13 protein-coding genes are annotated in these 12,712 nt (G+C 71.0%); 8 read left to right on the top strand and 5 right to left on the bottom strand.

The features are described from left to right. Positions 1-109: 109 nt before the first annotated feature. Positions 110-2,749 carry an FHA domain-containing protein gene (locus C9F11_RS09930; protein ID WP_138958920.1) on the top strand — a complete coding sequence of 880 codons (2,640 nt, stop codon included), beginning with the start codon at positions 110-112 and terminating at the stop codon, positions 2,747-2,749. Between the two features lie 152 nt (positions 2,750-2,901). On the opposite strand, the gene C9F11_RS09925 is transcribed toward C9F11_RS09930, so the two are convergent. After that, entirely contained in the window at positions 2,902-3,591 is a 690-nt protein-coding gene (locus C9F11_RS09925; RefSeq protein WP_138958919.1) for a transglycosylase SLT domain-containing protein, read from the bottom strand. A gap of 602 nt (positions 3,592-4,193) precedes the next feature. Here C9F11_RS09925 and C9F11_RS09920 point away from each other — a divergent pair. The 4 genes from C9F11_RS09920 to C9F11_RS09905 all read left to right on the top strand — a co-directional run bounded on the left by C9F11_RS09920 (position 4,194) and on the right by C9F11_RS09905 (position 6,803). Further along, the gene (locus tag C9F11_RS09920; RefSeq protein WP_138958918.1) at positions 4,194-5,339 is read left to right on the top strand and encodes a GAF domain-containing sensor histidine kinase; all 1,146 of its coding nucleotides are present in this window, start codon (positions 4,194-4,196) and stop codon (positions 5,337-5,339) included. Then, positions 5,332-6,006 (top strand): response regulator transcription factor, encoded by a 675-nt coding sequence (locus tag C9F11_RS09915; RefSeq protein WP_249401663.1) that lies wholly within the window; start codon positions 5,332-5,334, stop codon positions 6,004-6,006. The genes C9F11_RS09920 and C9F11_RS09915 overlap by 8 nt, the downstream gene beginning before the upstream one ends. 196 nt (positions 6,007-6,202) lie before the next feature. Then, positions 6,203-6,448, top strand: coding sequence for a chaplin (locus C9F11_RS09910; protein WP_138958917.1), 246 nt, complete (start codon positions 6,203-6,205; stop codon positions 6,446-6,448). Positions 6,449-6,560: 112 nt separating this feature from the next. Beyond that, positions 6,561-6,803 (top strand): chaplin, encoded by a 243-nt coding sequence (locus C9F11_RS09905; RefSeq protein ID WP_138958916.1) that lies wholly within the window; start codon positions 6,561-6,563, stop codon positions 6,801-6,803. A 421-nt stretch (positions 6,804-7,224) separates the two neighbouring features. Here C9F11_RS09905 and C9F11_RS09900 read toward each other — a convergent pair whose 3' ends face one another. Further along, on the bottom strand, positions 7,225-8,028 hold the full coding sequence (locus C9F11_RS09900) for a hypothetical protein (protein ID WP_138958915.1): 804 nt from the start codon (positions 8,026-8,028) through the stop codon (positions 7,225-7,227). A 132-nt stretch (positions 8,029-8,160) separates the two neighbouring features. Between C9F11_RS09900 and C9F11_RS09895 the strand changes: the two genes are divergently transcribed. From C9F11_RS09895 to C9F11_RS09885, 3 genes are all read left to right on the top strand, one after another. Continuing rightward, the gene (locus C9F11_RS09895) at positions 8,161-8,952 is read left to right on the top strand and encodes an ABC transporter ATP-binding protein (protein ID WP_138958914.1); all 792 of its coding nucleotides are present in this window, start codon (positions 8,161-8,163) and stop codon (positions 8,950-8,952) included. Between the two features lie 48 nt (positions 8,953-9,000). After that, complete coding sequence (locus C9F11_RS09890; protein ID WP_138958913.1) at positions 9,001-9,429, top strand: NfeD family protein; 429 nt, start codon at positions 9,001-9,003, stop codon at positions 9,427-9,429. A 147-nt stretch (positions 9,430-9,576) separates the two neighbouring features. After that, entirely contained in the window at positions 9,577-10,521 is a 945-nt protein-coding gene (locus C9F11_RS09885) for an SPFH domain-containing protein (RefSeq protein ID WP_138958912.1), read from the top strand. Positions 10,522-10,587: 66 nt separating this feature from the next. On the opposite strand, the gene C9F11_RS09880 is transcribed toward C9F11_RS09885, so the two are convergent. From C9F11_RS09880 to C9F11_RS09870, 3 genes are all read right to left on the bottom strand, one after another. After that, complete coding sequence (locus C9F11_RS09880; RefSeq protein ID WP_138958911.1) at positions 10,588-11,094, bottom strand: HNH endonuclease; 507 nt, start codon at positions 11,092-11,094, stop codon at positions 10,588-10,590. Positions 11,095-11,249: 155 nt separating this feature from the next. Beyond that, positions 11,250-11,789: a YbhB/YbcL family Raf kinase inhibitor-like protein gene (locus tag C9F11_RS09875; RefSeq protein WP_138958910.1), complete on the bottom strand. Its 540-nt coding sequence runs from the start codon at positions 11,787-11,789 to the stop codon at positions 11,250-11,252. Positions 11,790-11,908: 119 nt separating this feature from the next. Then, entirely contained in the window at positions 11,909-12,691 is a 783-nt protein-coding gene (locus C9F11_RS09870; protein ID WP_138958909.1) for a sporulation protein, read from the bottom strand. Positions 12,692-12,712 lie beyond the last annotated feature (21 nt).

The raw sequence follows: 12,712 nt of genomic DNA, 5'->3' as shown, positions 1-12,712 counted from the left end.
CCGACTTTCGGTCAGAGGCCTCCGCCTGAAATAGTTCCTCCCGATGTTCGACATCCCTAGACTCCCCATAGATGGGGGCAACTCGGGGGACAACTCAGTGGGGCATGGAGTGCCGGAACTCGTACTGGAATTGAATGGCAGGTCCTGGACGCTGGAGGCGTCCCGGACCTACACCCTCGGACGCGATCCGCAGGGTGACATCGCGCTCGACGACGCCAGGGTCTCCTGGCGGCACGCGACGATCAGCTGGAGCGGCCGGAGCTGGGTCATCGAGGACCACGGCTCCACCAACGGCACCTTCGTGCAGGGGCAGCGGATCCACCAGAGGGAAATCGGCCCCGGGTCGGCCGTCCATCTGGGCAACGCGACGGACGGGCCGCAGCTCGTCCTCTCCGGCGGCGCGCCCGGCGCCGCCGCCGCTGCCGTGTCCGCGCCGGGCGCGCAGCAGGCGCAGCACGGCCCGCCGCAGGCGGCGCACGCGTCGCCGCAGCAGGCCCCTGGCCAGGCAGGACCCGGCCATCAGGAGGCCCCGGGCTGGGCGGCGCAGCCGCAGCACCAGGCGCCGCAGTATCAGCAGCACCAGCAGCAGATGCCGCAGCAGCAGGCCTGGCAGCAGGCGCCGCAGCAGCACGCACCGCAGCCGCAGCACGCGCAGGTGCCACCTCAGCAGGGCCCGGGCGCGGGCGTGGGACCCGGTGGCGCGGCGGGGGCCCCGCCGGTCTACGGCGACCGCAGCCCGACCACGTACCACCAGTTCGCGCTTGGCCGAAAGATGCGCATCGGCCGCGCCCTGGAGAACGAGCTGGTGGTCTCCGACCTCCAGGTCTCGCGGCACCACGCCGAGTTCACCTCGACGCCCGACGGCCGCTTCGAACTGCGCGACCTCGGCTCGCACAACGGCACGTACGTCAACGGCATGCCGATCGCCAAGGCGTCGACGGTCCTGATCGGGCCGAACGACATCGTCGGCGTCGGTCACTCCACGTTCCGCCTGGTCGGGGACCGTCTCGAGGAGTTCGTCGACACCGGTGACGTCTCCTTCTCCGCGCGCCATCTGACCGTCACGGTCGACGGCGGCAAGCAGATCCTCAAGGACGTCTCCTTCGGCGTCCCGGAGAAGTCCCTGATCGCGGTCATCGGCCCGTCGGGCTCCGGCAAGTCCACCCTGCTCAAGGCGCTGACCGGCTACCGGCCCGCCAACCAGGGCGACGTCCTCTACGACAACCGGAACCTGTACAAGCAGTTCGCCGAGCTGCGGCAGCGCATCGGTCTGGTCCCGCAGGACGACATCCTGCACAAGGAGCTGACCGTCAACAAGGCGCTCAAGTACGCGGCCAAGCTCCGCTTCCCCGCCGACACCAGCGACCAGGAGCGCCAGCAGCGCATAGGCGAGGTCCTGCGCGAGCTGAAGCTCGACATCCACAAGGACAAGAAGGTCACCTCCCTCTCCGGCGGCCAGCGCAAGCGCGTCTCGGTCGCCCTGGAGCTGCTCACCAAGCCGTCGCTGATCTTCCTGGACGAGCCCACGTCGGGCCTCGACCCGGGCATGGACCGCGACGTCATGCAGCTCCTGCGCGGGCTCGCCGACGACGGCCGCACGGTCCTCGTCGTCACGCACTCCGTGGCCGAGCTGGCCCTGTGCGACAAGCTCCTGGTGATGGCGCCGGGCGGCTCGGTGGCGTACTTCGGTCCGCCCGAGGAGGCCCTGAACTTCTTCGGCTACGACACCTGGGCCGACGTCTTCTCCGCCTTCGAGAACTACCGCGACTACGACTGGGCGGGCCGCTGGAAGGGCTCGCAGCACTACCAGATGTACGCCGCGGACATCGACGCCGTCGCCGCGCAGTCCGTACACATGCCGCCGCCGCAGGCGATCAAGCCGCCCAAGCCGCAGGGCTGGGGCTCACAGCTGATCACCCTGATCCGCCGCTATGTGTCGGTCATCGCGTCCGACAAGGGCTTCATGGCGCTGATGCTGATCCTGCCCGCGGTGCTCGGCGCGGTCAGCCTGCTCATCGACCCGGACAAGGGCCTGCTGCCGGTCGTGAACCCGAAGACCGGCAAGATCATCCCGAATGGCACGGCCACGACGGTGCTCCTGATCCTCGCGGTCGGCGCCTGTTTCGCGGGCGCCGCGAACTCCGTACGCGAGCTGATCAAGGAGCGGGTGATCTACGAACGCGAGCGCGCGACCGGCCTGTCGCGCTCCGCGTATCTGATGTCCAAGGTCATCGTCCTCGGCATGATCACGGTGCTCCAGGGAGCCCTGGTCGGCGCGATCGGCTTCTCCACCCGGGAGATCCCGGAGAAGGGGCTGGTCCTCGGCGGCCAGGTGCTGCTCGAACTCTCCCTGCCGATCATGGGCCTCGGCTTCACCTCGATGATGTTCGGCCTGATCATCTCGGCCCTGGTGAAGACCGCCGAGAAGACCATGCCGCTGCTGGTCATGTTCGCGATCATCCAGGTCGTGTTCACCGGCTGTCTGTTCATCCTGCACGGCACGGTCGGCGTCAACGAGTTCTCGTATCTGATGCCCTCGCGCTGGGCGGTGGCCGCCGCCGGCAGCACGCTGGACTTCAACCGGATCAGCCCCAACCCGGACGACCCGGGCAGCACCGACCCGCTGTGGGACCACGAGGGCGGTGCCTACGTCATGGACATGGCCGCGCTGCTCGCCCTCGGCGCGTTCTGCGGCTTCCTCGTGGCCCGCTTCCTGCGCCGCCACGAGCCGGAGGTCATGCGCAAGTAGCACCGCTCGCGCGGACACGCCCAGCGCGGAGTCACGCGGAGCGGACACGAAGAGCGGAGCGGACACGAAGAAGGGCGGCACCCCACGCGGGGTGCCGCCCTTCGGCGTCTGTGAGCTCGGCCTCGGGGGAGGTCCGGTCCTGGAGGTGGGGCTCAGTAGGCGCCGTTGACGTTGTCGATCGAGCCGTACCGGTGGGCCGCGTAGTTGGCGGCGGCGGTGATGTTGGCGACCGGGTCGTAGATGTTCGTCGAGGTGCCCTCGACGTGGTACGCGCTGAACGTCGGCTGGATGACCTGGAGCAGGCCGATCGACGGGGTGCCCTTCTGGGCGTTGATGTCCCAGCCGTTGATGGCGTTCGGGTTGCCCGTGGACTCGCGCATGATGTTGCGGTGCAGGCCCTCGTACGAGCCGGGGATGCCCCTGCTCTTCATGATGTCGAGGGACTGGCGGATCCAGCCGTCGAGGTTGTTGGTGTAGACCGGCTTGCGCGCGGCCGCGCGGCTCGCGGCCTCCTTCGCCTTGCGGTCCTCCTCGACCTTCTTCTTCGCCGCGGCCTCGTCCTCGGCCTTCTTCTTCGCGGCGGCGTCCTTGGCCTGCTTGTCGGCGTTGGCGTGCTGCTTGCTGACGTTCTCGTGCACGGCCTGCTGCGTCTTGGCGGGCACGGACCAGGCGGCGGCGTGGGCGCCGAGGGCCTCGGTCCGCGTCGCCTCGGTCTGGGAGCTGCCCGGCGCGATGGAGAAGGCGAGGGCGGCGGCGCCGAGCGTGGCGACACCGGCGATCGAGAACTTCTGGGCCTTGGTCAGGGTCGAGCGACTATGACCAGAGGGGGTGCGCTTGGACATGCGGAGTGGACCTCTTCGTATCGGGAGGCCGCCCTGGCGCCGGCGGGGGACGTGGTGCTACCGGCAAAACGCCGCGGTGCGAGGACCGCGGCGCCGAGCGACGGGAGCAATTCTTAGCGGGCGCAAAATTCGGTGGCAAAGCTGCGACGTACGATCCGCGATAGTGGACCGGGGGGTCGGCGGCCCGTGCCGAGACCCGCGCTTAGCCTTCCTTTACTGCGTCCCGCCCTCCACTAAGATGCTTCGTACGTGATGTGCGTCCTATGCGCGGGCTCACATCGGACGCGTAACAGTTTCACCATCCGTTGCTGAAGCAATGCTCTCAGTGAGCAAACTCCTCCCCGAGGATGAGGCGTACGACGCCGGACTCCTGCCACGGGTAGAGACGGCGTACCGCCTCGGCATCACCCCGCTCCCCGTACCGTCGGCGGACGGCCCCTCAGGGCCCGCCCGCGCACGGGCGGCGCCCCGGCCGTCGGGCCCAAGGCGCCGGGCCGTCCTGAGGAGGGGAACGAGGGCCACACGACCTAGTCCCAGCGCCCTACCTCCGTGCCGCCACAGGTCGGATACGGCCTGTCACACCCCGCCGGTACGGTGGGCGCATGAGTCAAGGTCCCCGGTCCGGGCTGTACGCGGTCAGCTCGGCCCTGCTCGCCATGAGCAGCCAGCTGGAGGTGCGCGACGTCCTCAAGACGATCGTCGTCTCGGCCCGCGAGCTGCTCTCCGCGGAGTACGCGGCACTCGGCGTCCCCGACGACCACGGCGGCTTCGCCCAGTTCGTGGTCGACGGCGTCACCGAAGAGCAGTGGAAGGCCATCGGCCCGCTCCCGCGCCAGCACGGCATCCTCGCCGCGATGCTCCAGAAGGCCGAGCCCGAGCGGCTCGCCGACGTCCGCGAGGACCCCCGCTTCGAGGGCTGGCCCTCCGCCCACCCGGACATGTCCGACTTCCTCGGCCTGCCCATCCGGCACGGCGACGAGACGCTCGGCGCCCTCTTCCTCGCCAACAAGAACTGCTCGAAGCCCACCGGCGGCTGCGGCTTCGACGAGGACGACGAGGAACTGCTCTCGATCCTCGCCCAGCACGCGGCGATCGCCCTCACCAACGCCCGGCTGTACGAGCGCAGCCGCGAGCTGACCATCGCCGAGGAGCGCTCCCGGCTCGCCCACGAGCTGCACGACGCCGTCAGCCAGAAGCTGTTCTCGCTGCGCCTGACGGCCCAGGCGGCCACCGCCCTGGTCGACCGGGACCCGGCCCGCGCCAAGGGCGAGCTCCAGCAGGTGGCCGCGCTCGCGGCCGAGGCGGCCGACGAGCTGCGCGCGGCCGTGGTGGAGCTGCGCCCCGCCGCCCTCGACGAGGACGGTCTCGTCGCCACCCTGCGCACCCACGTCCAGGTCCTCGACCGCGCCCACTCGGCCACGGTCACCTTCGCCGACACCGGCGTGCGGGCCCTGCCCGCGGCCCAGGAGGAGGCCATGCTGCGCGTCGCCCAGGAAGCCCTGCACAACGCGCTGCGGCACGCCGAGGCGCAGCGCGTGGGCGTCGCCCTGGAGCGGCACGGCACGGGCGCGGTGCTGCGCGTCACGGACGACGGCAAGGGATTCGACCCGCGCGCGACGCGTCGCGCCGGGCGGCACTTGGGCCTGGTCTCCATGCGGGACCGGGCCGGCGGGGTCGGCGGACGGCTGACCGTGGCATCGGAGCCCGGCAAGGGCACGACGATCGAGATGGAGGTTCCCGGTGGCTGAGAACGAAGGGGCGGTGCCCGCCCCGGTCACACGGCGGATCCGGGTGCTCCTGGTCGACGACCACCAGGTGGTGCGCCGCGGCCTGCGTACGTTCCTGGAGATCCAGGACGACATCGAGGTCGTCGGCGAGGCCTCGGACGGCGCCGAAGGCGTCGCGCGCGCCGAGGAGCTGAAGCCGGACGTCGTCCTGATGGACGTCAAGATGCCCGGCATGGACGGCGTGGAAGCCCTGCGCAAGCTGCGCGAGCTCGCCAACCCCGCGCGCGTGCTCATCGTCACCAGCTTCACCGAGCAGCGCACGGTCGTGCCCGCCCTGCGCGCGGGCGCCGCCGGCTATGTGTACAAGGACGTGGACCCCGACGCCCTCGCCGGAGCCATCCGCTCCGTGCACGCCGGACACGTCCTGCTCCAGCCCGAGGTGGCGGGCGCCCTGTTGTCCCAGGAGGAGGCCAACAACTCACAGGGCAGGGGCGGCTCCCTGACCGAGCGGGAGCGCGAGGTGCTCGGCCTGATCGCGGACGGCCGTTCGAACCGCGAGATCGCCCGCGCCCTGGTGCTCTCCGAGAAGACCGTCAAGACACACGTGTCGAACATCCTCATGAAGCTCGACCTCGCCGACCGCACCCAGGCCGCCCTCTGGGCCGTGCGCCACGGCGTGGCGGGCTGATTCCCCTTGGTGCGCCGGGGCGGCGAGCGCCCCGGGCGCACACCGGGCGCGGTCAGTACGGACCGTCGCGTTCCGGGCTGAGATTCATACCGTCGTGTGGATGTCCCCCGGATGGCGCATCCCCCGGGGTGCCCGGCCGTTCTCCAGTGCGTGCTGCGGCGCCTCAGCCGCAGCTTCCGCTAGGAGGGTTTCAGCAGTGAAGAACGTGAAGAAGGCCGCGGCCATCACGATGATGGCGGGTGGCCTGCTGGTCGCCGGTGCCGGTATGGCTTCCGCCCACGGTGGCGCCGACGCCAACGGCGAGGCCAAGAACTCCCCGGGTGTCGTCTCCGGCAACCTGGTCCAGGCCCCGGTGCACATCCCGGTGAACGCCTGCGGCAACAGCGTCAGCGTCGTCGGCATCCTGAACCCCACCTTCGGGAACGTCTGCGAGAACGTCTGACCCGCTCGCGCGCGGCCTCCCCCCCCGGCCGCGCGCGTCGGCGTCGCCCCGCACAGCCCCCGGCCGCACGGCCGGGGCCCCCGCCACCCCCGCCACCAGAAGGAACACACCCATGAGCATCGCCAAGAAGGCCGCCCTGGCCGTAGCCGTCGCCGGAATCGCCGCGGGCGCCTCCGCCGGGGCCGCCTCCGCCACGGACGCCCACGCCGACGGCAACGCCAAGCACTCCCCGGGCATCGGCTCCGGCAACCTCGTGCAGGCCCCGATCCACATCCCGGTGAACGCCACCGGCAACAGCGTGAACGTGGTCGGCATCCTCAACCCCGCGTTCGGCAACCAGTCGGCGAACCACTGACGCGCGACACCCACGGGCCCTGGACCCCGCGGACCACAGTCCGCGGGGTCCCGCGTGTCCGCTCCCGCGTGTCCGCTCCCGCGTGTCCGCTCCCGCGCAGCTGCTCTCGCTTGCCCACTCTCGCTTGTCCGCTCCGGCGTGGCTGCTCCCGCACGCCCGCTCCTGCGCGTGCGTTCCTGTGTGTCTGCTCCCGCGTGCCCGCTCCTGAGTCTCTGCTGGTGCGTGGCTGCTCCTGCGTGTCCGCCCCGGCACGCCCGCCCCCGCGCCCCCGCCCCGTGGGTCCGCCCGCGCTGAGTCCCGCGGTATCCGCTCCACGCTGGCGCCCCGCCCGCGAGGCCCCCGCGCGAGGCCACCAGCGGGTCCGCCCGCGCTGACGCCCCGGCACCCGCCCCGCGCCGGCGCCCCGGCAGCAGAGGCCGCGCTACCCCCGCCCGCCCTCCAACACCTCCACGTACGCGTTGTACGCGGCGACCTGTGCCCGCCGAGCCGTTCGCTCCACCGGCTGCAGGGCCCCCGCCCGTGCCGCCATCTCCGAGGCGCTCACGGCCCCGCCGTGCCCGTGGTCGTAGGCCATCGACACCAGCAGGCCCACGCGCTGCGCCAGCTCCAACACCCGCACCGCGCGGGGCGGATACCCCGGCGCGAGGAGCTCGCGCCCCCGCTCCGCCCGCGCCCGGTAGGCGTCGAGCGCCGCCTCGGCGAGCGGCCCCGAAGCCGCCACGTCGAGCCGCGAGAGCACCCGCGTGGCCTCCCGCATCGCCTCCGCGAGCTCCCGCTCCGCCTCACCGAGCGACGGCACGTCGGCGGGCGGCGCCTCCCGCACCGGCAGGCAGTGCCACACGACCTCCACATGGACGTCCTCGGCGTCCGCGGCCTCCTCGGGGCCCGCCTCGTACACCTCGGGCACGAGACCGAACGCCGCGCCGGACGCGACGACGGCCTCCTCGGCCTCCAGCGCCCGCTCGTTGAAGGCGGGCGGCCCGCTCAGCCCCAGCGGATGGCCCGGCACGGGCAGCGCCACCCGGAACCCGGTCACGCCGAGCCCCCGCAGCCGCCCGAGCGCGAGCGTCAGACCGACGGGCGCCGGCTCCCCGGGCAGCCCCTCGACGCGGTGCACCGCGTCGTCATCCACGATCGCGTGCACCGCGTCGTCCGGTGAAACAAGTCCGGCCAAAAGGGCGTTTCCCCATGCGGCCAAGCGTCCTGAGCGTGGTTCCGAGAGCATGCACACAGCCTAAGGACCGGCCTCAGCACGGGAACGGTCGGCCAGTGGCGTAGGTTTTATCCGGGGGCTGCGTCCACAGCGAAATCCACGGGCGCCGCGACAGCCGAGACTGCAATGGGAGAGACCGCGCTCATGAGCGAAGTACTGGAGCTTAAGGACGTATCCGTGGTCCGCGAGGGCCGGGCTCTGGTGGACCAGGTCTCCTGGTCGGTCAAGGAGGGGGAGCGCTGGGTCATCCTCGGCCCGAACGGGGCGGGCAAGACCACCCTCCTCAACGTCGCGTCCAGCTACCTCTTCCCGAGCAAGGGCACCGCCACCGTCCTCGGCGAACAGCTCGGCAAGGTCGACGTGTTCGAGCTGCGCCCGCGCATCGGCGTGGCCGGCATGGCCATGGCCGACAAGCTGCCGAAGCGCCAGACCGTTCTGCAGACCGTCCTCACCGCCGCGTACGGCATGACCGCGGGCTGGCGCGAGGACTACGAGGACGTCGACGAGCAGCGCGCCCGCGCCTTCCTCGACCGCCTCGGCATGAGCGACTACCTGGACCGGCGGTTCGGCACCCTCTCCGAGGGCGAGCGCAAGCGCACCCTGATCGCCCGCGCCCTGATGACCGACCCCGAGCTGCTGCTCCTCGACGAGCCCGCCGCGGGCCTCGACCTCGGCGGCCGCGAGGACCTCGTGCGCCGCCTCGGCCGCCTCGCCCGCGACCCCATCGCCCCCTCGATGATCATGGTCACGCACCACGTCGAGGAGATCGCCCCGGGCTTCACGCACGTCCTGATGATCCGCCAGGGCGAGGTCCTCGCCGCGGGCCCCCTGGAGCTCGAGCTGACCTCGCGCAACCTCTCGCTCTGCTTCGGCCTGCCGCTGGTCGTCGAGCAGCGGGGCGACCGCTGGAGCGCGCAGGGCCTGCCGCTCGGCTGACGCGGTACGCCCTGTCCGTAACGGGAGCCGCGGCCCTACCATGATTATGTGGACATCGACGCATGGGTGTGGTGGCTGATCGGCGCGGTCGGTCTGGGAATCCCGCTGGTAATGACCGCGATGCCGGAGTTCGGCATGCTGGCCGTCGGCGCCGTGGCGGCCGCGGCGACCGCGGCCGTCGGCGGCGGAGTCGCGGCGCAGACGATCGTCTTCGCCGCCGTCTCCGTCGCCCTGATCGCGGTCGTACGGCCCATCGCCAACCGCCACCGCTCCCAACGGCCCGAACTGGCCAGCGGAATCGACGCCTTGAGGGGCAGGTCCGCGGTCGTCCTGGAGCGGGTCGACGCCTCCGGGGGGCGCATCAAGCTCGCCGGCGAGGTGTGGTCGGCCCGTCCGCTCGACACCGAGCAGATCTTCGAGGCCGGCCAGCAGGTGGACGTCGTCGAGATCGACGGAGCGACCGCCGTCGTCATGTGACGGCGCGAAGCCGTCCGCCGGGCCGCCGTACGACGCCGCCGGGTGATCGGAACCCCTCACGGGGCAGGCGGCGTTCTGACAGACTCGCAGCGAGATCGCCAAGATCCTCCGGACAAGCCGAAGCACGAAGGGTAGTGGGGAACCACGATGGAACCAATCATCATCGTCCTGATCATTCTGGTGGTGCTGGTCTTCATCGCCCTGATCAAGACGATCCAGGTCATCCCGCAGGCCAGCGCCGCCATCGTGGAGCGCTTCGGCCGCTACACCCGCACCCTGAACGCGGGCCTGAACATCGTCGTCCCGTTCATCGACTCCATCCGCAACCGCATCGACCTGCGCGAGCAGGTCGTGCCCTTCCCGCCGCAGCCGGTGATCACCCAGGACAACCTGGTCGTGAACATCGACACGGTCATCTACTACCAGGTCACCGACGCCCGCGCCGCGACGTACGAGGTCGCCAGCTACATCCAGGCGATCGAGCAGCTCACCGTCACCACGCTGCGCAACATCATCGGTGGCATGGACCTGGAGCGGACCCTGACCTCCCGCGAGGAGATCAACGCGGCCCTGCGCGGCGTCCTCGACGAGGCCACCGGCAAGTGGGGCATCCGCGTCAACCGCGTCGAGCTCAAGGCCATCGAGCCGCCCACCTCCATCCAGGACTCGATGGAGAAGCAGATGCGCGCCGACCGTGACAAGCGCGCCGCGATCCTCCAGGCCGAAGGTGTCCGGCAGTCGGAGATCCTGCGCGCCGAGGGCGAGAAGCAGTCCGCGATCCTGCGCGCCGAAGGTGAGGCCAGGGCCGCCGCGCTGCGCGCCGAGGGCGAGGCCCAGGCCATCCGCACGGTCTTCGAGTCCATCCACGCGGGCGACCCCGACCAGAAGCTGCTGTCCTACCAGTACCTCCAGATGCTCCCGAAGATCGCCGAGGGCGACGCCAACAAGCTCTGGATCGTGCCCAGCGAGATCGGCGACGCCCTCAAGGGCCTCGGCGGCGCGCTCGGCAACTTCGGCCCCATCGGCGGCGGCGGTCCCGCCCCCAAGACCCCGAGCAGCGTGGAGCGCCGCGAACAGCCGCCCATCGACTGACACCCGTACGGTACGAGGCTGGGGCCGCACTCTTCGAAGAGTGCGGCCCCAGCCTCGTACCGGCGCTCAGGCGGCCGGTTGTCCCAGCCAGTCGGGCAGGGCCTCCAGGTCCTCACGCCCGAGCGCGAGCAGCATCGCGTCGGCGGGCGTCGGCTCGAACGGCTGCCGAAGCAGCGGCATCCCCGCCTGCTCCGGCGTCCGGTCCGCCTTGCGGTGGTTGTCGAGCGCACACGACGCCACCGTGTTCAGCCAGCTGTCCGCGCCGCCCCGGGACCGCGGCACCACGTGGTCCACGGTCGTCGCGCGCCTGCCGCAGTACGCGCAGCGGTGCCGGTCGCGCACCAGCACACCGCGCCGTGACCACGGAGCGCGTCTTCGGAACGGCACGCGTACGTACCGGCAGAGCCGGATCACCCGGGGCACCGGAAGATCCAGGTCGGCGGCGCGCATCCGCAGCCCGGGGTGGGCGTGCTCCACGACGGCCTTGTCCTGGAGGACCAGCACGACGGCGCGGTTCAGCGTCACCGTCGACAGCGGCTCGAAGCTTGCGTTCAGGACCAGCGTGTCTCGCATCTCGCCCACCTCCCGTGTGCACCGGCCCACCCCCTGGCGGGCTTGGATCAACTCTGGCCGGGCGCGCCGGGATGGACAACGCAATAAAAGATGCCCGCCCCTGATCACTTCCAAGACCAGGGGCGGGCAAACGTTCCATGAACGGTCGGCGGGTGCTAGTCCTCCGCGAGCGCCGCGTACTCGGCGACCACGTGCGCCCGCGCGAGCGTGTGGAACCGCAGGTTGAAGCCGACCACGGCGGGCGTGGCGTCCGCGTCAGGACCCAGCTTCTCCTGGTCGACCGCGTACACGGTGAAGACGTAGCGGTGCGCCGGGTCACCGGGCGGCGGGGCGGCGCCCCCGAAGTCCTTCGTCCCGTAGTCGTTGCGCACCTGGACCGCGCCCTCGGGCAGGCCGTCGAACTTGCCGGTGCCCGCACCGGTCGGCAGCTCGGTCACCGAGGCCGGGACGTCGAACACGACCCAGTGCCAGAATCCGCTCCCCGTGGGGGCGTCCGGGTCGAAGCACGTCACGGCGAAGCTCTTCGTCTCCGGCGGGAACCCCTCCCACCGCAGCTGCGGCGACGTGTTCCCGGCCGCGTACACCTGAGCGTCCGGCAGCGTCGCGCCCGCCTCGAAGTCCGCGCTCACGACCGTGAACGACGGCACGGGCGGGTGGAAGTCGTGCGGCAGCGGCGGCCTGTTGACCTCGGCCACGTAGACACCTCCTGATCGGTAGGGACTGATCGGTAGGGACTGATCGGTACAGACAACGGTTCGTCGACGCGGCGACCGGCCACCCTCACGACGGTCGCCCGCGCTGCCGAGCCTAGGCCTTAGAACCAGTTGCGCCGACTGCCGACCTCGGACAGCCACGCGTTCAGATACGCGGCCCAGTCCGTGCCCTGGAAGTCGTGGAGACCGACCGTGAACGACTTGTAGGAGTCGCTGCCCTCGCTGAACAGGCCGGGCTTCTTGTCCATCTCCAGGATGACGTCCATCTCGCGGTCGTCGGCGACGAAGCTCAGCTCGACCTGGTTCAGACCGCGGTACTGCTCCGGCGGGAAGAACTCGATCTCCTGGTAGAAGGGCAGCTTCTGGCGCGTGCCGCGGATGTGGCCCTTCTCCATGTCGGCGCTCTTGAAGCGGAAGCCCAGCTGCCCGAAGGCGTCGAGGACGGCCTGCTGCGCGGGCAGCGGGTGGACGTGGATCGGGTCCAGGTCACCGGAGTCCACGGCACGGGCGATCGCCAGCTCCGTCGTCACGCCGATGTTCATGCCGTGCAGCTCGCGCCCGGCGAAGTGGGTGATCGGCGTCTCCCAGGGGATGTCGAGCCCGAACGGCACCGCGTGCACCGCGTTCGCCTTCAGCTCGAAGGCACCGCCGAGGCGCTGCTTGGTGAACTCGATGTCCTGCTTGAACTCCTGGTCGTTGCCCTCGACCTCGACCCGGGCCTGCAGACCCACGGAGAGTCCCTCGATCCGCTGGTCGACGGAGCCGCCCTGGATGCGCACCTCGCCCTGGACCACACCACCCGGCACGACATTGGCCTCGGTCAGCACCGTCTCGACGGACGCGCCGCCGGCACCCAGACTCGCAAGGAGCTTCTTGAACCCCATGACTCTCCTCCCCAGGACCCT

It is taken from the genome of Streptomyces sp. YIM 121038, from assembly GCF_006088715.1.
GTDB lineage: Bacteria > Actinomycetota > Actinomycetes > Streptomycetales > Streptomycetaceae > Streptomyces.
Note: the sequence above shows the minus strand (reverse complement) of the source record. Positions and strands in the feature narration are given on the sequence as shown.

Coding starts and splice junctions, on each gene's coding strand:
- C9F11_RS09925 (WP_138958919.1), bottom strand. CDS start 3,591: ATGTCCAAGCGCACCCCCTCTGGTCATAGTCGCTCGACCCTGACCAAG.
- C9F11_RS09920 (WP_138958918.1), top strand. CDS start 4,194: ATGAGTCAAGGTCCCCGGTCCGGGCTGTACGCGGTCAGCTCGGCCCTG.
- C9F11_RS09905 (WP_138958916.1), top strand. CDS start 6,561: ATGAGCATCGCCAAGAAGGCCGCCCTGGCCGTAGCCGTCGCCGGAATC.
- C9F11_RS09900 (WP_138958915.1), bottom strand. CDS start 8,028: ATGCTCTCGGAACCACGCTCAGGACGCTTGGCCGCATGGGGAAACGCC.
- C9F11_RS09895 (WP_138958914.1), top strand. CDS start 8,161: ATGAGCGAAGTACTGGAGCTTAAGGACGTATCCGTGGTCCGCGAGGGC.
- C9F11_RS09885 (WP_138958912.1), top strand. CDS start 9,577: ATGGAACCAATCATCATCGTCCTGATCATTCTGGTGGTGCTGGTCTTC.
- C9F11_RS09880 (WP_138958911.1), bottom strand. CDS start 11,094: ATGCGAGACACGCTGGTCCTGAACGCAAGCTTCGAGCCGCTGTCGACG.
- C9F11_RS09870 (WP_138958909.1), bottom strand. CDS start 12,691: ATGGGGTTCAAGAAGCTCCTTGCGAGTCTGGGTGCCGGCGGCGCGTCC.